Below are 25051 nucleotides of genomic sequence, written 5' to 3' on the forward strand. Positions count from 1 at the left end.
ATCGGTACAGTCGAGAAGAGATTAGGCAATATCTATGCCATCCATATGCCAGCGGCTTGTGAAAGCGTTGATGCCTTGCAAAAGGAGGAATGACGGTGTGCCAAAATTGAACAATGGGTATTGCAGTAATGGCACACTGCGATACAGGCGTGGAGTCAGGGTGCTGGTTTGGATCAGGCCGCCTCTTTAGCGGCACAGATGACAGTTCGCTCAACTCAGGAGTAGACTCGATGTTGCGCTGCACAATGCAGCGTCCCACCGATTCCGGTCACTCACCAGGAGAACGACATGTTGACGATGAACGCCCACCCGAACGCGGCATTTCCTACCGTAACACCGGTCCCGTTTCTGGATACCTGGTCGAAAGTCTCCGGCTTGTACCGGGACGCCGCGCAGGCCAGCACCCAGCAATGGGTGCTGAGCTCGTCGCGCATCATCCAGGAGCATACGTTGCGCGCATTCGTGTCCGCATCGCAGGCCTGTGCCGATGCATTGGCAAAGAACGCGATCTCCGTGCAGCAGCAATCGATGGGGCGTTTGCTGGATGCGAACCAGAAGGCGATGGGAATGGTGGGCGAAGCGTTTACGAAGGCATGGATGGGAGGCTTGCAGCCGGCGAAATGAAGGAGCCAGGGCCCAGTCCACGCCCTTGGGGCTGGGCCTTGTGCTTACGCCTCAGCCGTCCCATCCCCGCTCCTGCCCCGGTGCTTTTCCGGCACCCGCACTTCAGACGCAAGGAATCGTCTTGGCCGCCGGCATCGTACTCAAGGGCAGGAAGCCTGCCGCAGCAGCTGCCCCGGCCTCGGCGGGCGAAATCTCGAAGATGCCGATCCTGCCATCAGGAGCACCGCATACCGTCGGGGTGGCCATGCCGTTCGTGCCGCACGCGGCAGAGCGCACCTGGACGTTGGCCGCTGCCAGCTGCGCTTGCAGGGCCGCCAGCGACACGCCACCACCGCCACACTGCAGCGTGCCCATTGATTTAAAAACTTTGCTACTAGTGGCATCTTCATCATCCCCACCGCCGCAAGCGGTTAACGACGCCAGAACTGCCAAAGTCGAAACAAAGAGTCGCATATAAAGAATCCATAGTTGCTACGATCGTTTGCGACGGCGATATTGACGTCGTGGCTGAAAGTATGGACTCAAGGAAACTATTTATCAACCATCTATGGTTACCAAGTGTGACTGGCTCCATGGAATCAACGGCTTACACCGCCGCCGTCCAATCCCCGCTCTTGCCCCCGTGCTTCTCGAGTACCCGCACGTTCGTCATCACCATCCCCCGATCGACCGCCTTGCACATGTCATAAATCGTCAGCAAGCCCACCTGCACCGCCGTCAGCGCTTCCATTTCCACGCCGGTCTTGCCGTACAACTCCACCTGCGCCCGGCAGTGCACGCTGTTCGCCGCCGCATCGACCTCGAAATCGACCGCCACCCGGGTAATCGCCAGCGGATGGCACAGCGGCACCAGGTCGCTGGTGCGTTTCGCCCCCATGATCGCGGCGATGCGGGCGATGCCGAGCACGTCGCCCTTCTTGGCGTTGCCTGACTGAATTAAGGCCAGCGTTTCCGGCTTCATGCGGATGGTGCCGGCGGCGACCGCGACGCGGTGCGTCTCGTTCTTGGCGCCGACATCGACCATGTGGGCATGGCCGGTGGCGTCGAAATGGGTCAGCGGGCCGGCGCCGGCTTCTGAAGAAGGACTCGTCATTATCGTGTTGGTATGCTTGGGTAAGAAAGTGTTTCGGGGTGCGGCAAAGGGCGCGCGGATGGGGTTATCATAGCATTGTGAAATCGATGACCCATCCCGCGCCTATGCCTCTGGGCCTGTACATGCGAGCCCGCTGGCGCCGTTCGCTGGCCGTCCTTGCCATGTCGGCCGCGACCGGTTTTGGCCCTGCGCTCGCGCACGCCCAGCAGCTGAATAATGTTCCGAATTCGATGCGCCTGCCCACGCTGGGCGACGCGGCGAGCGAGGATCTGTCGCCGATCGTCGAGCGCAAGCTGGGCGAGGAGATCATGCGCGAGATCCGCCGCGAGCGCGATTACCTCGACGACGATGCGATCTCCGAATACCTGAACAATTTCGGCGGCGCCCTGGTCGATGCCGTGCCCGGTGCGCGCGGCGAAATGAATGCGGACTTCCATTTCTTCCCGGTGCGCGACGGCGCCATCAACGCGTTTGCGCTGCCGGGCGGCTTCATCGGCATCCATTCGGGACTGCTGCTTGCTGCGCAGACCGAGTCGGAACTGGCCTCCGTCGTCTCGCACGAGATCGGCCACGTTTCCCAGCGCCACATCGCGCGCATGCTCGGCCAGCAACGCCAGGACGTGCTGTTGCCGCTGGCCGCGCTGATCCTCGCCGCGCTCGCCGCCAAGGCCAGCCCGGATGCGGCAATGGGCGTGCTGATGGGCGGGCAGGGCCTGGCGGTACAGCGCCAGCTCAATTTCAGCCGCGATGCCGAGCGCGAGGCCGACCGGGTCGGCTTCCAGATCATGAGTGCCGGTGGTTACGATACCTCGGGCATGGTGGCCTTCTTCAAGCGCCTGCAAAGCGCGAACAAGGTGTACGGCGAAATTCCCGCCTTCCTCAGCAGCCACCCGCTGACGAGCGAGCGGATCGTCGACATCCAGTCGCGCATCCGCGAAACGCCTTACCGGCAACGCCCGGACTCGATCGAATTCCACCTGGCCAAGGCGCGCGCCCGCGTCTTGCAGGATTTGGGCACGACGGCGCGCCGCGATACGCGCACCGCGTTCGAGACCCAACTGGCCCAGCAGCACCGCCAGCAGCAGTCCGCGGCCCAGTACGGCCTGGCCTTCCTGGCGCTGAAGGAAGGCAACCTGGCCTCGGCCCGCACCTGGTTCGACAAGGCGCGCGCCACCCTGCAACCGAAGCCGGGCGTGTTCTCGGCCGCGCCTCCCAGCGACGGCGGCGCCATGTTCGCCGTGCTCGACCTCGAGATCAAGCTGGCGGCAGGGCAACCGAAGGAGGTGGCGCAACAGGCGCTGAAGGATGCGGCAAGCGCGACGAACCAGTATCCGCTGTCGCGCGCGCTGGCGCGCCAGTACGCCAATGCGATGATCAATGCCGGCAAGTTCGAGGACGCCACCCTTTACCTGCGCGACCAGGTGCAGCTCTACCGCGAAGATCCGAAGCTCTACGACCTGCTGGCCAAAGCCTATTCAAGCCAGGGCAAGGTCGCGCTGCAGCACATGGCGCTAGCCGAGTCCTATGTGCTGGCCGGCGCGTTGCCGGCAGCCGTCGACCAGCTCAATTTTGCGCGTAAGGCGAAAGACGTCTCGTTCTACGAGCAGTCGGTGATCGACGCGCGCGAACGCGAGCTCAAGGCCCGGCAGAAACAGGAAAAAGAGGAAGAGAAGGGTAAGTGAGCACCCATGCGCCCCGTCCTGTTGCCGATCAAGCAAAGGGTAGAGGCAGCCGGCCAGACGGTCGAATACATCCTGGCCGGCCGCGGCGGGCCAGGCGTGGTGCTGGTGAACGGCGCCGGCGGGCCGGTGGAAGGCTGGTACAAGGTATTCGGCGAACTTGCCGAGGAGCGCTGCATCTTTGCCTATAACCGGGCCGGCATCGGCGGATCGGGTAAGCCGACGGCACCGCAAACCGCCGGCCACATGGTCGAGACCCTGCGCGCAGCCCTGGCCAGCATCGGGGTGCCGCAGCCCTATGTGCTGGTCGGGCATTCGCTGGGTGGGCTGGTGGTGAATTTGTTTGCCCGGCTGTATCCGGGCGAGGTTGCCGCCGCCGTCATGATCGAGGCCACCACGCCTGAGGACGTTCGTATCCTGCCGCAGTACGAAGGTGCGCTGCAGCGCTGGCTGAAGACACTTGGCACCCGCTTGGCGCCGCCCCACCCCTGGGCCGAAACCGAGCATGTGGAAACAACGCTGTCGCAGCTCGAGGCGGCCCCATCATTCCCTGCGATTCCCCTGCATGTTGTCAGCGGCGCACGCTACGCGATGCAATGGGCGACGCCGAAACCGCAATCAGAGGCGCGCGCTCGCCACCAGCGGCAGCTGGTCGGGTTGTCCCCGTTCGGTAAACAGGTAGTGGCAAACAGGAGCGGACACTTCCCGCAGTTTTCGGAACCCGAACTCGTGCGCGCGACGATCAACGCCGCGGCGTGCGACGCGATGGCCCACTGGACCCACGGTGCAGCGTAATCAGGTGAGGCGGCGCCGATCAGGCGCCAACAGGCCCTGCAGGCGTACGCACGAAGCCGAAGCGCCCGGGCAATGCATCGCGGGCGATGCGCTCGACCGGGATGGTGGCGCCGCGCCAGCGCAGGGTCAGCGTGCCATTGTTGCCATCGCCGCCGCCCAGCCAGGCCAGCAGCGCTTCGTCACGCGCCGGCTTGCCATCGAGTTCCAAACCCTCGAATAATTGCGCCACGTCGCGGTCGTCGACCTGGGCGATGACCTCGCCTGCCTGCACGATCGCCTCACCGGCCTCAAGGAGATAAAGGCGTTCGATCGTTTCCAGCGCCGCGCCCGTCTGCAGCACCAGGCCCTGCTTCGGGTCGGTGCGCGCGATGAAGGGCGTGCTTTCCAGGTTCACGAACACGCGCTGCGGGCCGTTCTGGAAAAACCAGCGCCCCTGCTCGTCGTGCTGGTAATTGCGGTTGATGAAGCCGACCAGGGTGGCATTCGCCAGCCGGTCTCCGAGAGTGTCTGCCGCTTGCGCCGCTTCGTCGCGCATGCGCCAGCCGCCGCGCGCGTCCAGCGCCAGCCAGCCGTAGCAATGCGGTACGTTTGGCCATTTGGCCATTGCCTGTTTTACGATGTCATCCATGGATGCTAGCCTCGCACAGTTCCAGCGCGTTCGGCGCGCGGCACACAGGGGCGGCGCCGTCGAAGAAGGAGAGGATGCGCCCCGGCAGCCAGTCGAGCCGGCCCGGGAAGGGCGCGGCCGGGAAGCCGACGTGCCCGCCCTCGTCGGGGTATTCGAGCGTGACAGCCGCCGATGCGGCCGAGGGCAGGTGGACGCCCGGCAGGAACGGGTCGTTACGGGCGTTGAGCACCAGCGTCGGCACGGTGATGTCCATCAGGACGTGGCGGGCGCTGGCGCGGTGCCAGTAGTCGTCGGTGTCGCGGTAGCCGTGCAGCGGGGCGGTGACGACGTTGTCGAACGCATAGAGGTCGCGCGCTGCAAGGAGCGCGCTTCGATCGAACAGGCCGGGGAATTGCTCCAGCTTGGCCAGGCATTTAGGCTTCAGGCTTTGCAGGAACATGCGGGTATACAGCATGTTCAGGCCCGAACCCAGGGCTTCGCCGCCGCGCGCCAGGTCGAGCGGGGCGGAGATGGCGGCTGCTGCCGTGACAAAACCGGCGGCGTGGCCGGACTCGCCCAGCCAGCGCAGCAGCGCATTGCCGCCGAGCGAGACGCCGGCCGCATACAAGGGGCCGGAGGCGCGCTCGCGCAGGCGCGCCATGATCCAGTCGATCTCGGCGGCGTCGCCCGAATGGTAGAAGCGTGCCGTGCGGTTCGGCTCGCCCGAGCAGCCGCGGAAATGCGGCACCGCACCGGACCAGCCGCGTGCGGCGAGCGCGGCCATCAGGGAGCGTGCGTAATGGCTGTTCGAGGAGCCTTCCAGCCCGTGGAACAGCACCACCAGGGGTTGGCCCGGCGCGCCGTCGACGAAATCGACATCGACGAAATCGTCCCCCAGCAGCGGATCGTGCACGTCCCAGCGCTCGCGCCGGTACGCCACCGCCGGTTTATCGACGAGCGTCGCGGGGTAGATCGTCTGCAGGTGGCCGCCGGGCAGCCACTTGGGCGCGCAATAAGTCATGGCAGGCGGCAGGGCAGGCCTGTGGTGCTCGTATTAATGGTGCTTGAAGGCTACGCCCGGGGCCAGGCGGTAGTGGGTGCCGCAGTACGGGCACTTGGCCGTGCCTTCATGGTCGAAATCCAGGAATACGCGCGGGTGCGACGACCACAGCGTCATGGCCGGGTTCGGGCAGTGGGCCGGCAGATCCTTGGCTTCCAGTTCCACCACTGGCATTGTCTTTACGTTCATCGCAATTCTCCGTCGGGCTAAGTTAGGCAAAGACAGGATTTTAACGGATTCAGGCGGTGGTTCGGAATGATCGGTAGAATGGTGGATTGACCATAGACGGTTGGTGAAGCTTCACGGCCCCATGCACCCGCGTTTCATGTCTTATCGCTCACCTCTCATTCCCCCATTTCATTTCCCACGCTGTTGCAGGAAGGCCACATGAACGCGCCTGAACCTGCACAAGCCGCCACGCTGACCGAAGAACACGACCCCGCACTCTGGCGCGAAGGCTTGCGCACCGGATTGCCGACCCTGTTCGGCATTGCCGCCTGGGGCCTGGTGGTCGGTGTCGCCATGGTCAAGAGCGGGCTGACGGCCTTCCAGGCCTGCGGTATGACCCTGCTCGTGTTCGCGGGTTCGGCGCAGCTGGCGTCGCTGCCGCTGATCCTGGCGCATGCGCCGGTCTGGGTCATCTTCGCGACCGGCCTGGTGGTGAATTTGCGCTTCGTTATTTTCTCGGCCCTGCTGGCGCCGCATTTCGCGCACCTGCCGTGGCGCCAGCGCCTGTTATATGGCTATATTTCCGGCGACATGACGGTGGCCATCTTCCTGCAGCGTTTTCCCACGGCCGCGCCGGTGCCGGGCAAGCTCTCCTACCTGAAGGGGCTGGTGCTGCCGAACTGGGCTGCCTGGCAAGCCGGTTCGCTGACCGGCATCTTCCTCGGCAGCGCGGTGCCTGCCGAGTGGGGCCTGGGCTTTGCCGGCACGCTGGCGATCCTTTGCATTACGGTGCCGCTGATTGCCAACCACGCGGCCCTGTGCGGCGTGCTGGTCGCCGGGGCAGTCGCCGTGCTGGCCAACGGTCTTCCCTACAAACTGGGCCTGCTGGCGGCGGTGTTCGCCGGCATGCTGAGCGCGATGGCGGTCGAAGGCCTCATTGAAAAGCGAAAGGCGCGTCATGTCTGATTGGGAAATCTGGGCGACCATCGTCGTATTGGCGCTCTCGACCGTGCTGACCCGCAGCGGCTTCTGGCTGGTCGGGCACCGGGTGACGATTCCGCCGCGCATCCAGGACATGCTGCGCTATGCGCCGCCCTGCGCGCTGGCGGCGATCATCGGCCCTGACTTGCTGTTAGACACCGGCGGCCAGGTGCACTTGGCGCTGAGCAACCCGAAGCTGTTGGCGGGCATCGCCTCGGTCGGCTTCTATCTGTGGCGCCGGAACATGCTGCAGACCATCGTGTTCGGGATGCTCGTATTCACACTGTTGCGAATCATGCACGTCTTTGGTGCTTGATAACAAGGGTGCTAATGTAGAATATCGTTTTTTCACTATCTCACCCTTGAGCCCGACATGGACGCCGTTCTCAGTTTCACCCGCTTGCAAGACCTGATCGACCGCGATGCGCTGAAAAACAAGCGCGTCTTCATCCGCGCCGACCTGAATGTGCCGCAGGACGACGCCGGCAACATCACGGAAGACACGCGCATTCGCGCTTCCATCCCCGCTATTGAAGCTGCGTTGAAAGCCGGCGCTGCCGTCATGGTGACTTCGCACCTGGGCCGTCCGACCGAGGGCGAGTTCAAGCCGGAAGACACGCTGGCGCCGGTCGCCGCGCGCCTGTCCGAACTGCTCGGCCAGCCGGTCGAACTGAAGCAGGGCTGGACGGATGGTGTCGATGTTGCGCCGGGCCAGGTCGTGCTGCTCGAAAACTGCCGTGTCAACAAGGGTGAAAAGAAGAACGCGGATGACTTGGCCCAGAAGATGGCCAAACTCTGCGACGTCTACGTGAACGACGCCTTCGGCACCGCCCACCGCGCCGAAGCGACCACCCACGGCATCGCCAAATTCGCCCCCGTCGCCTGCGCTGGCCCGCTGCTGGCCGCCGAACTCGACGCGCTGGGCAAGGCGCTCGGCCAGCCGGCGCGCCCGCTGCTGGCCATCGTCGCCGGCTCGAAAGTGTCGAGCAAGCTGTCGATCCTGCAAAGCCTGGCCGGTAAAGTGGACAACCTGATCGTCGGCGGCGGCATCGCCAACACCTTCATGAAGGCCATCGGTCTGAACATCGGCAAGTCGCTGGTCGAGAACGACCTGGTCGCTGAAGCGAAACAGATCATCGACATGATGAGCGCGCGCGGCGCCTCGGTGCCGATTCCCGTGGACGTCGTCTGCGCGAAAGAGTTCTCGCCAACGGCAGCAGCCACCGTCAAGGACGTGGCGGATGTCAGCGACGACGACATGATCCTCGACATCGGTCCAAAGACGGCCGCCATGCTGGCCGGGCAGGTGGCCAAGGCCGGCACCATCGTCTGGAACGGCCCGGTCGGCGTATTCGAATTCGACCAGTTTGCCGAAGGCACGAAGACCCTCGCGCTGGCGATTGCCGACTCGAAAGGCTTCTCGATCGCCGGCGGCGGCGACACCCTGGCCGCGATTGCAAAGTACAACATCGGCGAGAAGATCGGCTACATCTCGACCGGCGGCGGCGCCTTCCTCGAGTTCCTCGAAGGCAAAACCCTGCCGGCAGTCGACATCCTGCTCCAGCGTAGCGCCAAGTCCTAACGCCAACTGATTTCCAGCGCAGCCCCGAGGCTGCGCTTCTCTTTTCAGAACCAAGGATCCCATACATGCGTCCCCTGTACAACGCCACCAAGATCGTTGCCACCATCGGCCCTGCATCGACCGACTTCGACATCCTCGTGAAAATGATCCGGGCCGGCGTCGACGTCGTGCGCTTGAATTTCTCGCACGGCAAGGCCCAGGATCACATCGACCGCGCGACGCTGGTGCGCCGCGCCGCCGCCGAATGCGGCACCGAAGTGGCGATCATGGCCGACATGCAGGGTCCGAAGATTCGTGTTGGCAAGTTTGAAGACGGCAAGATCTTCCTGAACAATGGCGACCGCTTCGTCCTCGACGCTAGGTGGGGCGAAAACGGCGAGCTGGGCAACCAGGAACGCGTCGGCCTCGACTACAAGGCGCTGCCGCGCGACGTCAAGCCGGGCGACAAGCTGCTGCTCAACGACGGCCTGATCGTGCTGATTGTCGACAAGGTCGTCGGCCACGAAATCTGCACCACGGTCAAAGTCGGCGGCGAGCTGTCGAACAACAAGGGCATCAACCGCCAGGGCGGCGGCCTGACCGCGCCCGCGCTCACCGCCAAGGACATGGAAGACATCAAGACGGCGATGAGCTTTCAGGCTGATTACCTGGCGATTTCCTTCCCGAAGAGCGCGACCGACATGGAAATGGCGCGCCAGCTGGCCAATATCGCCGGTGAACCTTACGGCCACAAGCCGATGATGATCGCCAAGATCGAGCGCGCCGAAGCCATTCCGGTGCTGCAGGAAATCCTCGACGCCTCCGACGGCATCATGGTCGCCCGTGGCGACTTGGCCGTGGAAGTGGGCAACGCGGCGGTGCCGGCGCTGCAAAAGCGCATGATCCGCATGGCGCGCGCATCGAACAAGCTGGCGATCACCGCGACCCAGATGATGGAATCGATGATCGTCAACGCCGTGCCGACCCGCGCTGAAGTGTCGGACGTCGCCAACGCCGTGCTGGACGGCACCGACGCCGTCATGACCTCGGCCGAGACCGCATCGGGCAAGTACCCGATCGAAACCGTCGAGATGATGGCCGCGATCTGCCTGGAAGCGGAACAATCCGAATACAACAAGCAGGATGCCGACTTCCTGAACGTGGAATTCACCCGCATCGACCAGTCGATCGCCTACGCCACCCTGTTCACCGCGCGTCACTTGGACGTGAAGGCGATCGTTGCCCTGACCGAATCGGGGTCGACCGCGCTGTGGATGAGTCGCCATAACATCGACACCCCGATTTTCGCCCTCACCCCGTCACAAACGACGCAGCGCAAAGCCTCGCTGTACCGGAACGTGCGAGCATTCCACCTGCTGCAGGAAGGCGGCAGCCACGCGGTGCTGCGCAAGGCGGAAGAGCTGCTGATCAAGGAAGGTATGGTCAATCCGGGCGACACCATCGTCGTGACCTGGGGTTCGCCGATGGGCGAGGCCGGCGGTACCAATGCGCTCAAGATCGTGCGTGTGGGCGAGACTTATAAAGAATAAAGGCGGCTTCGCGTTGTCGAAGCTCTTGAACAGTTTTTTTTATTGTTTGGAGTACTACCATGGCACTCGTATCACTGCGTCAACTGCTGGACCATGCTGCTGAAAACGGCTACGGCCTGCCGGCGTTCAACGTCAACAACCTGGAGCAGGTGCAGGCCATCATGGCCGCAGCCGACGCCACCAACAGCCCGGTGATCATGCAGGCCTCGGCTGGCGCGCGCAAGTACGCCGGCGAAGCCTTCCTGCGCCACCTGATCGACGCCGCCGTCGAAGCCTACCCGCACATCCCGGTCGTCATGCACCAGGACCACGGCCAGTCGCCGGCGGTCTGCATGGCCGCGATCCGTTCGGGCTTCACCTCGGTGATGATGGACGGTTCGCTGGAAGCGGACGGCAAGTCGGTCGCTTCCTACGAATACAACGTCGAAGTGTCGCGTGAAGTCGTGAAATTCGCGCACTCGATCGGCGTGACCGTCGAAGCCGAACTGGGCGTGCTCGGCTCGCTCGAGACGATGAAGGGCGACAAGGAAGACGGCCACGGCGCCGACGGCACCATGACCCGCGAGCAGTTGCTGACCGACGTGGCCCAGGCCGCCGACTTCGTCGCCAAGACCCAGTGCGACGCCCTGGCCATCGCCATCGGCACCTCGCACGGCGCCTACAAATTCAGCCGCAAGCCGACCGGCGACATCCTGGCGATCGACCGCATCAAGGAAATCCACGCGCGCATCCCGAACACCCACCTGGTGATGCACGGCTCGTCGTCGGTGCCGCAGGAGCTGCTGGCGATCATCCGCGAATTCGGCGGCGACATGAAGGAAACCTACGGTGTCCCGGTCGAAGAGATCCAGGAAGGCATCAAGCACGGTGTCCGCAAGATCAACATCGATACCGACATCCGCCTGGCGATGACGGCCGCGATCCGCAAGTACCTGTTCCAGAACCCGGGCAAGTTCGATCCGCGCGACTACAACAAGCCTGCGCGCGAAGCGGCAACCGAGATCTGCAAGGCGCGCTACGTGGCGTTCGGCTGCGAAGGCCAAGCCGGCAAGATCAAGCCGATCCCGCTGGAAAAAATGGCCGAGCGTTACAAGGCCGGCGAGCTGGCGCAAGTCGTGAAGTAAAATAGACGTGTCGAACGGGCTGCTGCGGCAGCCCGGTTTTCTTATCGGCGGACCTGATCCGCCGATTTCGCTGAAGGCGGACTTGTTCCGCCGAGTTCATTATTCTGATACCCCTTCCATGAACAGCCTCTACCAATCCACGATCCAGTCCCTGCCACTGCTTGGCCGCGGCAAAGTGCGCGACAACTACGCCGTCGGCGACGACAAGATCCTGATCGTCACCACCGACCGCCTGTCGGCCTTTGACGTCGTCATGAACGAGCCGATTCCCGGCAAAGGCATGGTACTGAACCAGATGAGCGACTTCTGGTTCGAGAAGCTCGGCCACATCGTGCCAAACCACCTGACCGGCGTTCTGCCTGCAAGCGTAGTGGCGCCCGAGGAAGCCGAACAGGTGCGCGGCCGTGCCGTCGTCGCCAAGCGCCTGAAGCCCATCATGGTCGAGGCCGTCGTGCGCGGCTACATCATCGGTTCCGGCTGGAAGGATTATCAGCAAAGCGGATCCATCTGCGGGATCGAGCTGCCGGCCGGCCTGCGCCAGGCCGACAAGCTGCCGCAGCCGATCTTCACCCCTGCCGCGAAAGCCGACATCGGCGAGCACGACGAGAACATCTCGTTTGCCGACATGGAAAGCCGCATCGGTGCCGAGCTGGCCGCGAAGATGCGCGACATCTCGATCGCCCTGTACACCGCCGCTGCCGAATACGCGGCAACGCGCGGCATCATCATCGCCGACACCAAGTTCGAATTCGGCCTGGACGACAATGGCGTGCTGCACCTGATGGACGAAGTGCTGACCGCCGACTCCTCGCGCTTCTGGCCGGCGGACTCGTATGCGCCGGGCATGTCGCCGCCTAGTTTTGATAAGCAGTTCGTGCGCGACTACCTGGAGACGCTCTCCGACTGGAACAAGACCGCGCCGGCGCCGCGCCTGCCGGCGGATGTCATCACCAAAACCCAGGCCAAGTACTTTGAAGCCATCGAACGCCTGACCGGCGAAAAGCTGAAGGCGTGACGATGACCAACGAAGCGAAACCGCTGGTCGGCGTGGTGATGGGTTCCTCGTCGGACTGGGAAGTAATGCAGCACGCCTGCGTGGTGCTCGAGCAGTTCGGCGTGCCCTTCGAGGCGCAGGTGATCTCGGCGCACCGCATGCCCGACGACATGTTCACCTATGCGGAAAGCGCACGCGCGCGCGGCCTGCGTGCGATCATCGCCGGCGCCGGTGGCGCCGCCCACCTGCCGGGCATGATCGCGGCAAAAACCATCGTCCCGGTGCTGGGCGTGCCGGTACCTTCGAAATACCTGCGCGGCGAGGACTCGCTGCTGTCGATCGTCCAGATGCCGAAAGGCGTGCCGGTGTCGACCTTTGCCATCGGCGAAGCGGGCGCTGCGAATGCCGCGCTCACCGCCGTGGCAATGCTCGCCGCCAATGACGACGCCCTGGCCGCGCAACTCGAGCAGTTCCGCCTGGACCAGACCGCCGCCGCCAAGGCGATGATCCTGCCTGTCTGAAGGTGCTGAGAGTTTTATGAGCCACACGAGTAACGCAAATAACAGCGCTTTTCTCCCGACCGCCAACCCGCCGACCTGGCTCGGCGTGATGGGCGGCGGCCAGCTCGGCCGCATGTTCGCCCAGGCCGCGCAGGCGATGGGCTACAAGGTCGCCGTGCTCGAGCCGGCCGCCGATTGCCCGGCAGGCCAGGTCGCCCAGCGCCTGGTCAACGCCGGTTACAGCGACAACATCGCCCTCGGCCAACTGGCCGCGCTGTGCAGCGCCGTGACCACCGAATTCGAAAACGTGCCGGCTGACAGCATGAATTTGCTGGCGCAAGGCAGTTTCGTGGCGCCGGCGGGTGCCTGCGTCGCCATTGCCCAGGATCGCATCCTGGAAAAGCGCTTCTTTGTCGAGTGCGCCCCGCAGTCCGGCGTGATGCCGGCGCCGCACAAGGTGATTGCCTCGTTTGACGACATCGACGCCATTGGTGACGAACTGCTGCCGGGCATCCTGAAAACCGTGCGCATGGGCTACGACGGCAAGGGCCAGGTCCGCGTCAGGAGCCGCGAAGACGTGCGCGCGGCCTTCGAGGCCATGGGAGGCGTGACCTGCCTGCTGGAAAAAATGCTGCCGCTGGCCTATGAGGTGTCGGTGCTGACCGCGCGCGGCGCGGATGGCGCATCGGTCGTGTACCCGATCGCCGAGAACGTGCACCGCGACGGCATCCTGTTCACGACTACCGTGCCGGGCCCGAACGTGTCGCAACAATGCGCGCAGCAGGCGCAGGATGCGGCACGCGCCATCGTGGCCCAGCTCGGCTATGTCGGCGTGCTGTGCATCGAATTTTTCGTGCTGGAAGACGGTTCGCTGGTCGTCAACGAAATGGCGCCGCGTCCGCACAACAGCGGCCACTACACCATCGATGCCTGCGTGACGAGCCAGTTCGCGCAGCAGGTGCGGGCGATGGCGCGGCTGCCGCTGGGCGATTGTCGTCAGCATTCACCGGCGGTCATGCTCAATATCCTCGGTGACGCCTGGTTCGATGGCGCGGGTGACGATGCGACGCTGCGCGAGCCGGCCTGGGACCGGGTGCTGGCGCTGCCGGGCGCATTTTTGCACCTGTACGGCAAGGACGATCCGCGCCGCGGCCGCAAGATGGGCCACGTCACCTTCGTGGCGCCGACCCTGGCCGAGGCGCAGGGACAGTTGCACGCCGCCTGCGCCGTCCTGGGAATCGCGCCGTGAGCAGTGTTGCAGTGATCGACGCCGCGACGCTGGCCGCGGCCGCCCGTGCATTGGAAAGCGGCCAGCTGGTCGCCTTTCCGACCGAGACCGTCTACGGGCTCGGGGCCGATGCCGAGAACCCGGCAGCGGTCAGCGCGATCTATGCCGCCAAGGGGCGACCGCAAGACCATCCGGTGATCGTCCACCTGGCGCCGGAAGCCGATATCGCCCACTGGGCCTGCGAGATCCCGCCGGAAGCGCATGCGCTGGCCGAAGCGTTCTGGCCGGGTCCGCTGACGATGATTTTGAAACGCGCGCCGAACATTCCGGATGCGGTAAGCGGCGGCCAGGACACGGTCGGCCTGCGCTGCCCCTCGCACCCGGTGGCGATTGCATTATTGAGGGCATTCAAGGGCGGGCAGGGCGGGGTGGCGGCGCCCTCGGCCAACAAGTTCGGCCACGTCAGCCCGACAACGGCCCAGCACGTGCGCGATGAGTTCGGCGCCGACGGCACGGTCGCGCTGGTGCTCGACGGCGGCGCCTCGCAGGTGGGCATCGAGTCGACCATCGTCGACCTGTCGCGCCTTGGCACGCACGGCCCCGTGCTGCTGCGCCCCGGACACGTCAGCGCGGAGGCGATTGCGGCAGTGATCGACCAGGTCCCGGCCGCACCGGACGTGGCTGCGCCGCGCGCTTCCGGCACGCTCGAATCGCACTACGCGCCGCATACGCCGGTGGCGATGCAGGACACGGCAACGCTGGTCCACACCCTGGAGCGCATGGCGGAAGCCGGGCGCAAGGTGGCCCTGATTCATTATTCCGACTTATGGACGCTTGACGCGGCCGAGCGCCTGCCGGCCAGTCCGGAAGGCTTCGCCCACGCGCTGTACGCGGCGCTGCGGGCAATGGACGCCCGGGGCGCCGACCTGATCCTGGTCGAGGCGCCGCCGCAAGACGGCGCCTGGCTCGGCGTCAACGACCGTCTGCGCCGCGCTGCCCACGGCTCGACCGGGATCGTGCACGGCCTGCTCAATCGCGACGCCTAGATAGAGGGATTGCCGGGGTGCGGGCTTCGGAATTGTATCCGGTCTGCTTTCAGGGGGCGCTGCATCTGGGCGCCCTTTCTCTTTCTCTGACGCTTGCACCGTGATAAGCGTCTCGACAACATTTCCCGTACCCGTTAGCGCCCCTGTCGCAACGGCGCATCACAACAGCGCCCCCAGCCCCTGTAACGCCCCTCACCGTGACCTTTTGAGTCATTCCGTAAGGCAATACTTGCTATAATCCCCCGACTCGCCAGTCTTGCCGCACGCCCTGTTGTATGTGTTTAACGCACAAAAATCAATTCAATATACAAGCGGAAAGAACACTGGCATATTAGTTTGAGATACGAATAGCACGGGCGTTCGTTTCACATAACAATACCCAATTCCCATCAGGAGACACAATGCGTCAAACCAAATTTGCGCTCGCGCTGTTGACCGCGGCCGTGCTGACCGCCTGCGGCGGCACCGGCAGCAGTGGTGGTGACCAGACCCACGCCGTCAAGTTCAACCAGCAGGTGACCTTCGGCGACAGCCTGTCGGACATCGGCACCTATGCGGTCGGCGCCATCGCGGCAGCCGGTGGCGGCAAGTTCACCATCAATGGCAACAATACCTCGGCAAATGCCGCCTACACCGGCCTGAACTGGACCGAAGTGCTGGCCGCCGAGCTCAAGCTGCCGGCACCATGCGCCGCCCAGACCGGCCTGCAGGGCGCCGATAACGCCAACCCGGCGCTGGACTTCAATGTCCCGATCGTCAACCGCGCGAACTGCTTCAACTACGCGCAAGGCGGCGCCCGCGTCACCGATCCGGTCGGCGCCGGATACCCGGTACAAATGACCCTGCCGGTCGTGACCCAAGTGCAGAACCACCTGACCAAGACCGGCGGCAAGTTCAGCGGCACCGAACTGGTCACGATCATGGCCGGCGGTAACGACGTCCTCGTGCAGCTGGGCCAGCTGAGCGCCAACGCCACCGCTGCCGGCACCCGTGCTGGCCAGACCGCGTTCCCAACCCTGCTGATCGGCGGTCTGGTCCCACTGGTGGCGCCCGCCAACCAGCCCACCGCCCAGCAGACCATCGGCCTGGCGGTCCAGAATGCAGCATTGGCCGGAGGCAATCAGAACGCCATCGCCGGCGCGGCCGTGATGGCGGCCATCAACCTCGGCGCATCGCCGACGGCAGCCCAGACCGCCGCTGCCAAGGCCGGCACCGACGCGCAAGCGGCCGGCGCCAAGGCCGGTGCCGACTACGCCGCCCAGCAGGGCCCGCTCATGGTTGCTGCAATGGGCAAGGCCGGTGCGGAACTGGCCGGCATCGTCAAGACCCAACTGGTCGCCAAGGGCGCGAACTACGTGATCGTGAACAACCTGCCCGACGTCGCCAATACGCCGTCAGGCAAGAAGCAAAGCCCGGAAATCCAGAACCTGATCAAGACCATGGTTGACACCTTCAACTCCCAACTGAAGACCAACTTGGGCGAAGACCCGCGCATCATGTACGTCGACCTGTTCTCGGTCAGCCGCGACCAGGTGAGCAATCCTGCCATCTATGGCCTGACCAATACGACGGTGCCGGCCTGCACCAGCGAATCCTCGCTGACCTGCACCAGCAAGACGCTGTCCGGCCCGGACGTAAGCCATTACATGTTTGCCGATGATGTCCACCCGACGCCTTATGAAAACTGGCTGGTCGCCCGCTATGTTTTGAAAGACATGGCAGTCAAGGGCTGGCTGTAAAAATAGTCGATGCCAGCGCCCCCTGCAGGGCAGGTGGGCTGCGGCCTAATAAGAACCAGGAGAAATAATGAAAGTTCGTTTCAATAGCGTCGTGAACATGCTGGTCGCAGCCAGTGCCCTGGCATGCGCCGCGGGCGCGTCGGCCCAGTCGGCCGGCCAGTGGACCGCGAAATTCGGTTTCAACGAGCTGACCCCGAAAGTCGAGAGCGGCAACATCTCGGCGCCGGCCCTGCCGAATACCAAGGCCGACGTCGAAAGCGACATCCAGCCGGTGCTGATCTTCGCCTACGGCCTGACCGACAACATCTCGCTCGAAGCCGCGCTCGGCACGCCGTACAAGCACAAGATCATCGGTGCCGGTTCGATTGCGGGCACCGGCGAGCTGGGCACGGTCCAGGCGCTGCCGCCGACGCTGTTCGCGCAGTACCGCTTCTTCAAGCCGACCGCGACCTTCCGTCCGTTCGTCGGCATCGGCGCGACCTATGCCTACTTCATGAAGGCGCGCGGTTCGGGCAAGATGACAGCCCTGCTCAATCCAGGCGGCGAGCCGGTGACCTTCGAGATCGACAACAAGTTCACCTACACCGGCCAGGTCGGCGTCGCGGTGAACTTCAGCGAGCGCTGGTTTGCCGACGTCACGGTCAACAAGAGCAAACTGCGTACCGTCGTGCACTTCTCGACCGGCCAGACCCAGCACATGAAGCTGGACCCGGTGGCAGTGGTGCTCGCGGTCGGCTACAAGTTCTAAAAGCGGCCGGTACGGCGCAAAAAACCGGCAGGGCACCAGGCCCTGCCGGTTTTTTTTCGTCTATCGGGAGCGGTTGTCAGTGCAGGCAGGACGCGTAGGCCGCGAAATGCTCGCCGCTCAGCGCGCGCTCGTACAGGAAGCCCTGGTAGACGAAGCAGCCTTCCTGGGACAGCCATTCGCGCTGGCCCTGCGTTTCCACTCCTTCGGCGATCACCTGCAGCCCGAGGCTGCCGCCGAGCGCAATGATGGAGCGCACGATCGAGGCGTCGTTGCGGTCGGTGAGCACGTCGCGCATGAAGGAGTAATCGATCTTGAGCTGGTCCAGCGGGAGTTTGCGCAGGTAGGCCAGCGACGAGTAGCCGGTGCCGAAATCGTCGAGCGAGAAGGTGATGCCGAGGCGGCGCAGCGTTTCCATCGTCGCCACCGTGTGCGTGAAGTCGGTCACCACCAGCGTTTCCGTCAGCTCGAACTTCAGGAAGTGCGGATCGACGCCGGTGGCGGCCAGGATTTCCTGCGTCATCGCCACGAAATCGGGTTCGACGAACTGGCGCGCGCTGACGTTGACCGAGAGCGACAGGTGGCGCGTGACCGGGTTGCCCTGCCACTTCGCCAGTTCGACGCAGGCCGTGCCCAGTACCCAGCGCCCGATATCGACGATCAGGTTGGTTTCTTCGGCGGCCTTGATGAATTCGGTCGGGTACAGCACGTCGCCGTTCGGCAGGCGCCAGCGCAGGAGCGCCTCGGCGCCGATCACGCGGCTGTCGCCGTCAAGCTGGGGCTGGTAGTTCAGGATGAACTCGTGGTTGCGCAGCGCGCGCCGCAGGCCGCTCTCGAGTTCCGAGCGCGCCGTCCACTTGGCCTGCATCTCCGGATCGAAGAAGCGGAAGGTGTTGCGGCCGGCCGCCTTGGCCTGGTACATCGCGGTATCGGCCTGCTTCAGCGCCGACTCCACCGTGTCGACCGCGCCGCTGATCATGGTCACGCCAATGCTGGTCGACACCGAATACGCGAAGTCGGCCAGCTGGAACGGCGCGCGCATCGTGGACACCACCTTGGCGGCCACGGTTTCTGCCTGGTAGGCCGCGGCGTCGAGCGTGTCCTCCTCGGGCTGCACCAGGATCACGAACTCGTCGCCGCCGAGGCGCGCCACCAGGTCGGTCTCGCGCACGCTGTGCTCGAGCCGGCGCGCGACGGCCTGCAGCAGCATGTCGCCGGCCGCATGGCCATGGGTGTCGTTGAGCGTCTTGAAGTTGTCGAGGTCGAGGAACATCAGGGCCCCGAACTTGTGCGAGCGCGCGCTGCCGATCAGGGCGCGGCGCAGGTGGTCGAGCAGGCTGGCGCGGTTCGGCAGTTCGGTCAGGGCGTCGAAATAGGCGAGCCGGTGGATGCGCGCCTCATTGTGCTTGCGTTCGCTGATGTCGGTGCTGATCACCAGGATCTTCTGCACCACGCCCGAGGCGGGATCGGCCGGCACCAGGGTCCAGCGCGTGTCGGCCTGGATCAGGGTGCCGTCGCGCCGGTGCTGCTGCAGTTCGCCGGCCCATTCGCCCTCGGTGACCGCATGCAGCCAGGCTTCGCTGTAGGCCGCGTGGTCGTCGCACAGCAGCTCCTGCATGCGCTTTCCCACGGCCTCGTGCGCTTCCCAGCCATAGAGGCGCCTGGCGCCCGCGTTCCAGTAGGTGATGCGCGAGGCCATGTCGATCACGAAGATGGCGTCGCGCGCCTTGTCCAGCAGGGAAGCCTGTTCCAGCACCAGCTGGTCGGCGCGGCGCAGCAACGTGATGTCGGCAATGAAGCCTTCCAGCGCAATCACATTGCCGTGTTCGTCGTGAACGGCCGCGCCTTGCTCCCAGGTCCAGCGCAATTTGCCGGCGGCCGTGGTAATGCGGTAACTGAGCTGGAAAGGGCGGCGTTCGCGGACCGCGGCTTCCGTGTCGGCGTACACTTGCGCCCGATCGTCGGGGTGGATCAGGCTCGCGTACGACATCGCGTGCTCGCCGGTGAAGACGGAGACCGGATAGCCCGTCAGCTTCTCGATGCCGGCGCTGAGGAACACCATGGTCCAGTGGTCGTCGTTCTGGCAGCGGTAGACGACCCCGGGCAGGTTGCTCAGCAATAGGTCGAGCGACAACGTGGAAGCGTCGCGGGACCGCAAGTTCGTCGATACCTGGTGGTCAGATGAGTGCATGTTCCGCGCGCTTGAAGTAGGTGGAACATCAGCAGGGCAATGCTTGATCTAAGACACATGGTAACGCGAAATTTATTCCAGTTCGTTATATATGTACAACTTTATTTCATTCGTTACTAGAAAGATACGCACCCTGAATATGTTGAGACAAGAACGCCCACTGCCGCTCGCGCGGTCAGTGGGCGCTGACATCGGCTACTCGCCGCTGGAATGCGTCAGAACGCAGCGATGCCGGTCTGGGCGCGGCCGAGGATCAGGGCGTGGATGTCGTGCGTGCCTTCATAGGTGTTGACCACCTCGAGGTTGACCATGTGGCGGATGATGCCGAACTCGTCCGAAATGCCGTTACCGCCGAGCATGTCGCGCGCGGTGCGGGCTACGTCGAGCGCCTTGCCGCAGGAGTTACGCTTCATCATCGAGGTGATTTCGACGGCGGCCGTGCCTTCGTCCTTCATGCGGCCCAGGCGCAGGCAGCCCTGGAGGCCGAGCGTGATCTCGGTCTGCATGTCGGCCAGTTTTTTCTGCACCAGCTGATTGGCGGCGAGCGGCTTGCCGAACTGGTGGCGGTCGAGCGTGTACTGGCGCGCGGTGTGCCAGCAGGCTTCGGCCGCGCCCATGGCGCCCCAGGCGATGCCGTAGCGCGCCGAATTCAGGCAGGTGAACGGGCCCTTCAGGCCGCGCACGTCCGGGAAGGCGTTTTCTTCCGGGCAGAACACGCTGTCCATGACGATTTCGCCGGTGACCGAGGCGCGCAGGCCGAACTTGCCGTGGATCGCCGGTGCCGACAGCCCTTTCCAGTCCTTTTCCAGCACGAAGCCGCGGATCGCGCCCTCGTCGTCCTTAGCCCAGACCACGAACACGTCGGCCACCGGCGAATTGGTGATCCACATCTTCGAGCCGGTGAGTTCGTAGCCGCCCTCGACCTTGCGCGCGCGGGTGACCATCGAGCCCGGGTCCGAGCCGTGGTTCGGTTCGGTCAGGCCGAAGCAGCCGATCCATTCGCCGGTGGCCAGCTTCGGCAGGTATTTCTGTTTGGTTTCCTCGTTGCCGAACTCGTAGATCGGCACCATGACCAGCGAGGACTGCACGCTCATCATCGAGCGGTAGCCGGAGTCGACACGCTCGACTTCGCGCGCGATCAGGCCGTAGGCCACGTAATTCAGGCCGGGGCCGCCGTACTGCTCGGGAATGGTCGGGCCCAGCAGGCCAAGTTCGCCCATTTCGCGGAAGATCGAGTTGTCCATGCGCTCGTGGCGGAAGGCCTCGAGGATGCGCGGCTGCAATTTATCCTGGCAGTAGGCGGCCGAGGCGTCGCGCACCATGCGCTCTTCGTCGCTCAGCTGGCTGTTCAGCAACAGCGGATCGTCCCAGTGGAAGGCGGCCTTGCGTGGCGAATCGGAGTGGTTCATGGATCGTCCTGGTCTCTGTCGGTTCTGTTTAGGGGGGCGTGCGCCGCCCATTATAGAAAAGGCATGCCCGGCCATCTTTTCAAACTGCGACAGCCATTTTCATTTTTCGCGACACGCTCATTAGAGCGCCTGGCAGAAGCCTCAGGGCAATCCCGAAGGGGAGGCGACATCGTCGAAGACAGTACGTTAGTACGGCGAGACGATGCAACGCCGCTATGGGGATTCTGTCAGGTGCTCTTCGTGGTACCGAAGCGCCCGCCATGAAAAAGCAAGCCCGGCTGCGGCTGCACGGCGCAGTCCTCGACTTCGCCCACGAAAATCACATGGTCGCCTTCCGGATAGCGGCTGCGGTTGTGGCATTCGAACCAGGCGGTGACCCCTTTCAGGATCGGCAGGCCGGTGCGCGACAGTTCGTAGTCGACGCCGTCGAAAGGGTCGTCGTCCGAGCGCCGCGAAAAGCGCAGCGCCAGCTCTTCCTGGCCGGCGGCGAGCACATTGATGACGTAATGCGAATTGCCGCTGAAAATCGGCATGCTGTTGGCACGCGCGCCCAGGCTCCACAGCACCAGGGGCGGATCGAGCGAGACGGAATTGAAGGAACTGGCGGTCAGGCCGCGAAAGCTGCCGTCGGGCAAGCGCGTCGTGATGACGGTAACGCCGGTCGCGAACTGCGACAGCGCCTGGCGGAAATGCGTCGAATCGAAGCCGCGCACCGTGGCGCGGGGAGAGCGTGTGTTCATCGGTGCATTATGCCATTGCCGACTTGCACACGCCGCCACGTGCTCATTTCACCTGCTTATTGAGCCTGCATAAGAAAGCGCTTTGCGCTAGCATAAGGTCATCAAAAACAGTGCGGGGGATGCAATGAGCGAGCAAGGGCAACGGGAAGTGGCGATCCTCGGTGGCGGATGTTTCTGGTGCGTCGAGGCCGTCTATTTGGAAGTGCGCGGCGTGACAAGCGTCGAATCGGGCTACATGGGCGGGCACGTCGTCAACCCCACCTACGAGCAAGTGTGCGGCGCCGGCACCGGCCACGCGGAGGTGGTGCGCCTGGAATTCGACCCGGCAGTCATCAGCTACCGCGACATCCTGGAGATCTTCTTTACCATCCACGATCCGACGACCCAGGACCGCCAGGGCAACGACGTCGGGCCGCAGTACCGCTCCGTCATCTTTTACCAGGATGCGCAGCAGGAAGCGACCGCGCGCCAGGTGATGGCCGAGATGGCCTCGGTGTGGGACGCGCCGCTCGTGACCCAGCTGGTACCGGCGGAAACCTGGTACAAGGCCGAGGAGTATCACCAGAATTACTATGCGCAGCACCCGATGCAGGGGTATTGCGCGTTCGTGGTGGCGCCGAAGGTGGCGAAGTTTCGCAAGACCTTCCAGCACTGGAGGAAGTAGGAAGCAGGGTGGACGGGACCCGTCCACCCCGCGAAACCCCGGTCAGTGGTACATGTACTTCCGTGACCACGGTATCTGCCCCGGATCTTCCCCGGCCTTGCCGCACACGACCTGGTACAGGCTGATCCAGTCATGCGCGAAGGCATACGCGCAGCCGGCCAGGTAGACGTGCCAGATGCGGAAGCGCTTCGCGTCCGTCAATCGGCTGATTTCCTCGGCCCGGCTCTCGAAATTCTCGGTCCACATCGCGCAGGTGCGTGCATAGTGGCGCCGCAGGTTTTCGACATCGCGCACCTCCAGCCCACCCTGCTGCATCGCCTTGATCACCGCCGACAGGTGCGCCAGCTCGCCATGCGGGAACACGTACTGGTTGATGAAGGCGCCGCCGCCATAGGGCGTGGCGCGCTCGGCGACATCGGTCGTCGTGATGCCGTGGTTCATGACGAGGCCGCCGGGCGCCAGCAGGCCCGATATCTTCTCGAAATAGGCCGCCAGGTGCTGGGTGCCGACGTGCTCGAACATGCCGACACTGGTGATGCGGTCGAACTTGCCCTCGATGTCGCGGTAATCCTGGAGGTGGATGTCGACCTGTCCGGCCAGGCCCGCCTGCGCAATGCGCTCGCGTGCCAGGCGCGCCTGGTTTTCCGACAGCGTGATGCCGACACAGCGGGCGCCGAAAGCCTGCGCCGCGCGGATGGCCAGCGCGCCCCAGCCGCAGCCAATGTCGAGCAGGGTCTGGCCTGGCCGCAGGTCGATCTTGCGCAGGATGTGGTCGATTTTCTTGATCTGCGCGGTCGCCAGGTCCTCGCTGCCGTCCTCGAAATAGGCGCACGAATAGACCATGTTCGGATCGAGCCAGGCCGCGTAGAAATCGTTGGAGACGTCGTAGTGGTAGCGGATCGCCTCGGCGTCGCGTTCGCGCGTGTGGAACGACAGCTGCCACAGCGGATTCGGACGGCGCGCCGGCTTGCCGCTCGAGGCCGACAGTTCGCTGCCGATGCGGATCATGTCGGCGGCCCGCCCCCGGATCTCGAGCCCGCCCTCGACATAGGCGCGCCCCAGGTTGTACAGCGAAGGGGAGAGCAGGTAGCGCAGGCTGGAGGGCTTCGGCACGCGGATCGTGACGCGCGGCGGTTCGGATGACAGGTCGAAGTACTGCCCGTCCCACAGTTCCACGCGCAAGGGCAGGGACACCTTGCCGCGTACGCCTGTGCTCCAGGCGTTGAGTGTCATTTCGGTGAACACGGTACGCATGCTGCACCTCCGGCTATGGGCGAGCCGGCCGAACTGCCGGGCTACGCTACGGTTGCAATCGGTGCCGTGTCCAGCTGCCGTCTTCCTGCCGCGTGTAGACGATGCGGTCATGGAAGCGCGAGCGCCGCCCCTGCCAGAACTCGATGCGCTCGGGCACCAACCGGAAGCCACCCCAATTCGCTGGACGTGCCGGCGAATCCCCGGCTTCCGCCTCGACCGCTTCGTAATTCTGCTCCAGGGCCGCGCGGTTTGCGATCGGCGCGCTCTGCTGGGAGGCGATCGCCGACAGGCGGCTCTTCAACGGCCTGCTGTGGAAATACTTGTCGCTTTCTTCAGCCGAGGTCGTTTCGACCCGGCCTTCGATGCGAACCTGGCGTTCAAGCTCGCTCCAAAAGAATAGCAGCGCTGCGTGTGGATGGGCGCGCAGTTCCTCGCCTTTGCGGCTGTCATAGTTGGTGTACCAGGTGAAGCCGCGCTCGTCGAATTGCTTGACCAGCACGATGCGCGAACTGGGCCGGCCGTCCAGGCCCACCGTGGCGACATTCATCGCGTTCGGCTCGTTCACCTGGGCCTTCAAGGCCTGCTCGAACCAGCGCGTGAACTGCAGCATCGGGTCGTCCAGCACGTCGTCCTCGTCCAGGTTGGCCTGGCCGTAATCCTTGCGCAGGCCGGCAACGGCATCGCCCACCGGCGTGGCCGGGGTGCCGCCATTGCCGTCGCCGATGCCGCGGCGGCGCGCCATCGCTTCGCCGAGCTGGCGCATCTGCGCGCTTGAAAACAGGCGCAGCGCCATCGGCGCCACCATGCTTTCCTCGCGGTCCATGTGCGAGGTATAGCGCTGCGTGAAGCGCTGCACGCTCGATGCCGACAGGACGCTGGCGCTGCCGTCGGCAATGCCGGCGAGTTGCTCGTGCAGGTCTTGCCAGAGCGCGTCCATGTCCTTGTGGTCTTGCAGGATCACCGGCACCAGCGCCTGCAGGGTGGCGGCGTCGTCGCCCTGGGCCACTGCGCGCAGCATCGGGATCAGGTCCTGTTCCTCGTCCTCGTGGTGCAGGTGCGCGGCCTTCTCGAAATACTTCAGCACGGCGCCGGCCGCCTGGCGCGCCTGTTCGTCGGCGCCATGCTCGGGCAGGTGCGACAGCAGCCGTTCGAGCGTTGCCAACTGCTTGCGGATGCGGCCATGGCAATGCTTGAGCACGGCGATCGGCTGGTCGAAACCGGGCGCGGTGTCGGGAAGGAAATCGTTCATTGGCGTATTTTTGACAGAGGGAAGTTTTTTGATTGACTAAGAGCTATTTT

At 64.4% G+C, this 25051-nt stretch carries 25 protein-coding genes; 15 read left to right on the forward strand and 10 right to left on the reverse strand.

Going from position 1 to position 25051, the window contains the following annotated elements:
* The first annotated feature begins 288 nt into the window (after positions 1–288).
* Complete coding sequence (locus ACFPN5_RS14520) at positions 289–624, forward strand: hypothetical protein (protein WP_379784463.1); 336 nt, start codon at positions 289–291, stop codon at positions 622–624.
* A gap of 102 nt (positions 625–726) precedes the next feature.
* Here ACFPN5_RS14520 and ACFPN5_RS14525 read toward each other — a convergent pair whose 3' ends face one another.
* Entirely contained in the window at positions 727–978 is a 252-nt protein-coding gene (locus ACFPN5_RS14525; protein WP_379784464.1) for a hypothetical protein, read from the reverse strand.
* A gap of 232 nt (positions 979–1210) precedes the next feature.
* A complete protein-coding gene (moaC, locus tag ACFPN5_RS14530) occupies positions 1211–1717 on the reverse strand; it encodes a cyclic pyranopterin monophosphate synthase MoaC (protein WP_379784465.1) in 507 nt (168 codons plus the stop codon).
* A gap of 122 nt (positions 1718–1839) precedes the next feature.
* Here moaC and ACFPN5_RS14535 point away from each other — a divergent pair, with 122 nt between their 5' ends.
* Positions 1840–3399 carry a beta-barrel assembly-enhancing protease gene (locus tag ACFPN5_RS14535; protein ID WP_379784466.1) on the forward strand — a complete coding sequence of 520 codons (1560 nt, stop codon included), beginning with the start codon at positions 1840–1842 and terminating at the stop codon, positions 3397–3399.
* Positions 3400–3405: 6 nt separating this feature from the next.
* Complete coding sequence (locus ACFPN5_RS14540; protein ID WP_379784467.1) at positions 3406–4191, forward strand: alpha/beta fold hydrolase; 786 nt, start codon at positions 3406–3408, stop codon at positions 4189–4191.
* Positions 4192–4210: 19 nt separating this feature from the next.
* Here the strand turns inward: ACFPN5_RS14540 and ACFPN5_RS14545 are convergent, their stop codons facing one another.
* From ACFPN5_RS14545 to ACFPN5_RS14555, 3 genes are read right to left on the reverse strand one after another with little or no spacing between them, the layout of a single operon-like run.
* Entirely contained in the window at positions 4211–4819 is a 609-nt protein-coding gene (locus tag ACFPN5_RS14545) for a DUF2946 family protein (RefSeq protein ID WP_379784468.1), read from the reverse strand.
* Positions 4812–5819: a YheT family hydrolase gene (locus tag ACFPN5_RS14550; RefSeq protein ID WP_379784469.1), complete on the reverse strand. Its 1008-nt coding sequence runs from the start codon at positions 5817–5819 to the stop codon at positions 4812–4814. The genes ACFPN5_RS14545 and ACFPN5_RS14550 overlap by 8 nt, the downstream gene beginning before the upstream one ends.
* 33 nt (positions 5820–5852) lie before the next feature.
* Positions 5853–6047, reverse strand: a complete 195-nt coding sequence (locus ACFPN5_RS14555; protein ID WP_379784471.1) for a zinc-finger domain-containing protein — start codon at positions 6045–6047, stop codon at positions 5853–5855.
* A 198-nt stretch (positions 6048–6245) separates the two neighbouring features.
* Between ACFPN5_RS14555 and ACFPN5_RS14560 the strand changes: the two genes are divergently transcribed.
* From ACFPN5_RS14560 to ACFPN5_RS14610, 11 genes are all read left to right on the forward strand, one after another.
* Positions 6246–6992, forward strand: a complete 747-nt coding sequence (locus ACFPN5_RS14560) for an AzlC family ABC transporter permease (protein ID WP_379784472.1) — start codon at positions 6246–6248, stop codon at positions 6990–6992.
* Positions 6985–7323: an AzlD domain-containing protein gene (locus tag ACFPN5_RS14565; RefSeq protein ID WP_379784473.1), complete on the forward strand. Its 339-nt coding sequence runs from the start codon at positions 6985–6987 to the stop codon at positions 7321–7323. The genes ACFPN5_RS14560 and ACFPN5_RS14565 overlap by 8 nt, the downstream gene beginning before the upstream one ends.
* 57 nt (positions 7324–7380) lie before the next feature.
* Positions 7381–8589 (forward strand): phosphoglycerate kinase, encoded by a 1209-nt coding sequence (locus tag ACFPN5_RS14570; RefSeq protein WP_379784474.1) that lies wholly within the window; start codon positions 7381–7383, stop codon positions 8587–8589.
* 74 nt (positions 8590–8663) lie between these two features.
* Positions 8664–10118 (forward strand): pyruvate kinase, encoded by a 1455-nt coding sequence (gene pyk, locus ACFPN5_RS14575; protein WP_379785721.1) that lies wholly within the window; start codon positions 8664–8666, stop codon positions 10116–10118.
* Between the two features lie 59 nt (positions 10119–10177).
* Complete coding sequence (gene fba / locus ACFPN5_RS14580; protein WP_379784475.1) at positions 10178–11242, forward strand: class II fructose-bisphosphate aldolase; 1065 nt, start codon at positions 10178–10180, stop codon at positions 11240–11242.
* A 118-nt stretch (positions 11243–11360) separates the two neighbouring features.
* Positions 11361–12257: a phosphoribosylaminoimidazolesuccinocarboxamide synthase gene (locus ACFPN5_RS14585; protein WP_379784476.1), complete on the forward strand. Its 897-nt coding sequence runs from the start codon at positions 11361–11363 to the stop codon at positions 12255–12257.
* Positions 12258–12259: 2 nt separating this feature from the next.
* Entirely contained in the window at positions 12260–12757 is a 498-nt protein-coding gene (gene purE / locus ACFPN5_RS14590) for a 5-(carboxyamino)imidazole ribonucleotide mutase (RefSeq protein ID WP_379784477.1), read from the forward strand.
* 16 nt (positions 12758–12773) lie between these two features.
* Positions 12774–13985: a 5-(carboxyamino)imidazole ribonucleotide synthase gene (locus ACFPN5_RS14595; RefSeq protein ID WP_379784478.1), complete on the forward strand. Its 1212-nt coding sequence runs from the start codon at positions 12774–12776 to the stop codon at positions 13983–13985.
* The gene (locus ACFPN5_RS14600) at positions 13982–15010 is read left to right on the forward strand and encodes an L-threonylcarbamoyladenylate synthase (RefSeq protein WP_379784479.1); all 1029 of its coding nucleotides are present in this window, start codon (positions 13982–13984) and stop codon (positions 15008–15010) included. The genes ACFPN5_RS14595 and ACFPN5_RS14600 overlap by 4 nt, the downstream gene beginning before the upstream one ends.
* A 401-nt stretch (positions 15011–15411) precedes the next feature.
* The gene (locus ACFPN5_RS14605) at positions 15412–16749 is read left to right on the forward strand and encodes an SGNH/GDSL hydrolase family protein (protein WP_379784480.1); all 1338 of its coding nucleotides are present in this window, start codon (positions 15412–15414) and stop codon (positions 16747–16749) included.
* A gap of 67 nt (positions 16750–16816) precedes the next feature.
* Complete coding sequence (locus ACFPN5_RS14610; RefSeq protein ID WP_379784481.1) at positions 16817–17497, forward strand: OmpW/AlkL family protein; 681 nt, start codon at positions 16817–16819, stop codon at positions 17495–17497.
* A 76-nt stretch (positions 17498–17573) separates the two neighbouring features.
* Here ACFPN5_RS14610 and ACFPN5_RS14615 read toward each other — a convergent pair whose 3' ends face one another.
* The 3 genes from ACFPN5_RS14615 to ACFPN5_RS14625 form a co-directional block, all read right to left on the reverse strand.
* The gene (locus tag ACFPN5_RS14615; protein ID WP_379784482.1) at positions 17574–19685 is read right to left on the reverse strand and encodes a putative bifunctional diguanylate cyclase/phosphodiesterase; all 2112 of its coding nucleotides are present in this window, start codon (positions 19683–19685) and stop codon (positions 17574–17576) included.
* Positions 19686–19900: 215 nt separating this feature from the next.
* Positions 19901–21094, reverse strand: a complete 1194-nt coding sequence (locus ACFPN5_RS14620) for an acyl-CoA dehydrogenase (RefSeq protein ID WP_379784483.1) — start codon at positions 21092–21094, stop codon at positions 19901–19903.
* Between the two features lie 227 nt (positions 21095–21321).
* Positions 21322–21834 (reverse strand): flavin reductase family protein, encoded by a 513-nt coding sequence (locus tag ACFPN5_RS14625; RefSeq protein ID WP_379784484.1) that lies wholly within the window; start codon positions 21832–21834, stop codon positions 21322–21324.
* 124 nt (positions 21835–21958) lie between these two features.
* Here ACFPN5_RS14625 and msrA point away from each other — a divergent pair, with 124 nt between their 5' ends.
* Entirely contained in the window at positions 21959–22498 is a 540-nt protein-coding gene (gene msrA / locus ACFPN5_RS14630) for a peptide-methionine (S)-S-oxide reductase MsrA (RefSeq protein ID WP_379784485.1), read from the forward strand.
* Positions 22499–22540: 42 nt separating this feature from the next.
* Here the strand turns inward: msrA and ACFPN5_RS14635 are convergent, their stop codons facing one another.
* A complete protein-coding gene (locus ACFPN5_RS14635; protein WP_379784486.1) occupies positions 22541–23752 on the reverse strand; it encodes a class I SAM-dependent methyltransferase in 1212 nt (403 codons plus the stop codon).
* 46 nt (positions 23753–23798) lie between these two features.
* The gene (pdxH, locus tag ACFPN5_RS14640) at positions 23799–25001 is read right to left on the reverse strand and encodes a pyridoxamine 5'-phosphate oxidase (RefSeq protein WP_379784487.1); all 1203 of its coding nucleotides are present in this window, start codon (positions 24999–25001) and stop codon (positions 23799–23801) included.
* Between the last annotated feature and the right edge of the window lie 50 nt (positions 25002–25051).

The sequence above is a fragment of the Massilia niabensis genome (assembly GCF_042655085.1).
Taxonomy (GTDB): Bacteria; Pseudomonadota; Gammaproteobacteria; order Burkholderiales; family Burkholderiaceae_D; genus Telluria; species Telluria niabensis.

Bases quoted from the DNA above. Each gene is read 5' to 3' on its own strand.
- ACFPN5_RS14550 (WP_379784469.1), bottom strand. From the start codon at position 5,819: ATGACTTATTGCGCGCCCAAGTGGCTGCCCGGCGGCCACCTGCAGACG.
- ACFPN5_RS14525 (WP_379784464.1), bottom strand. From the start codon at position 978: ATGGGCACGCTGCAGTGTGGCGGTGGTGGCGTGTCGCTGGCGGCCCTG.
- purE (WP_379784477.1), top strand. From the start codon at position 12,260: ATGACCAACGAAGCGAAACCGCTGGTCGGCGTGGTGATGGGTTCCTCG.
- ACFPN5_RS14560 (WP_379784472.1), top strand. From the start codon at position 6,246: ATGAACGCGCCTGAACCTGCACAAGCCGCCACGCTGACCGAAGAACAC.
- fba (WP_379784475.1), top strand. From the start codon at position 10,178: ATGGCACTCGTATCACTGCGTCAACTGCTGGACCATGCTGCTGAAAAC.
- ACFPN5_RS14620 (WP_379784483.1), bottom strand. From the start codon at position 21,094: ATGAACCACTCCGATTCGCCACGCAAGGCCGCCTTCCACTGGGACGAT.
- ACFPN5_RS14565 (WP_379784473.1), top strand. From the start codon at position 6,985: ATGTCTGATTGGGAAATCTGGGCGACCATCGTCGTATTGGCGCTCTCG.
- pdxH (WP_379784487.1), bottom strand. From the start codon at position 25,001: ATGAACGATTTCCTTCCCGACACCGCGCCCGGTTTCGACCAGCCGATC.
- ACFPN5_RS14595 (WP_379784478.1), top strand. From the start codon at position 12,774: ATGAGCCACACGAGTAACGCAAATAACAGCGCTTTTCTCCCGACCGCC.
- ACFPN5_RS14605 (WP_379784480.1), top strand. From the start codon at position 15,412: ATGCGTCAAACCAAATTTGCGCTCGCGCTGTTGACCGCGGCCGTGCTG.
- ACFPN5_RS14610 (WP_379784481.1), top strand. From the start codon at position 16,817: ATGAAAGTTCGTTTCAATAGCGTCGTGAACATGCTGGTCGCAGCCAGT.
- ACFPN5_RS14625 (WP_379784484.1), bottom strand. From the start codon at position 21,834: ATGAACACACGCTCTCCCCGCGCCACGGTGCGCGGCTTCGATTCGACG.
- ACFPN5_RS14555 (WP_379784471.1), bottom strand. From the start codon at position 6,047: ATGAACGTAAAGACAATGCCAGTGGTGGAACTGGAAGCCAAGGATCTG.
- moaC (WP_379784465.1), bottom strand. From the start codon at position 1,717: ATGACGAGTCCTTCTTCAGAAGCCGGCGCCGGCCCGCTGACCCATTTC.
- ACFPN5_RS14615 (WP_379784482.1), bottom strand. From the start codon at position 19,685: ATGCACTCATCTGACCACCAGGTATCGACGAACTTGCGGTCCCGCGAC.
- ACFPN5_RS14535 (WP_379784466.1), top strand. From the start codon at position 1,840: ATGCGAGCCCGCTGGCGCCGTTCGCTGGCCGTCCTTGCCATGTCGGCC.
- ACFPN5_RS14635 (WP_379784486.1), bottom strand. From the start codon at position 23,752: ATGCGTACCGTGTTCACCGAAATGACACTCAACGCCTGGAGCACAGGC.
- ACFPN5_RS14520 (WP_379784463.1), top strand. From the start codon at position 289: ATGTTGACGATGAACGCCCACCCGAACGCGGCATTTCCTACCGTAACA.
- ACFPN5_RS14545 (WP_379784468.1), bottom strand. From the start codon at position 4,819: ATGGATGACATCGTAAAACAGGCAATGGCCAAATGGCCAAACGTACCG.
- ACFPN5_RS14570 (WP_379784474.1), top strand. From the start codon at position 7,381: ATGGACGCCGTTCTCAGTTTCACCCGCTTGCAAGACCTGATCGACCGC.
- ACFPN5_RS14585 (WP_379784476.1), top strand. From the start codon at position 11,361: ATGAACAGCCTCTACCAATCCACGATCCAGTCCCTGCCACTGCTTGGC.
- ACFPN5_RS14540 (WP_379784467.1), top strand. From the start codon at position 3,406: ATGCGCCCCGTCCTGTTGCCGATCAAGCAAAGGGTAGAGGCAGCCGGC.
- msrA (WP_379784485.1), top strand. From the start codon at position 21,959: ATGAGCGAGCAAGGGCAACGGGAAGTGGCGATCCTCGGTGGCGGATGT.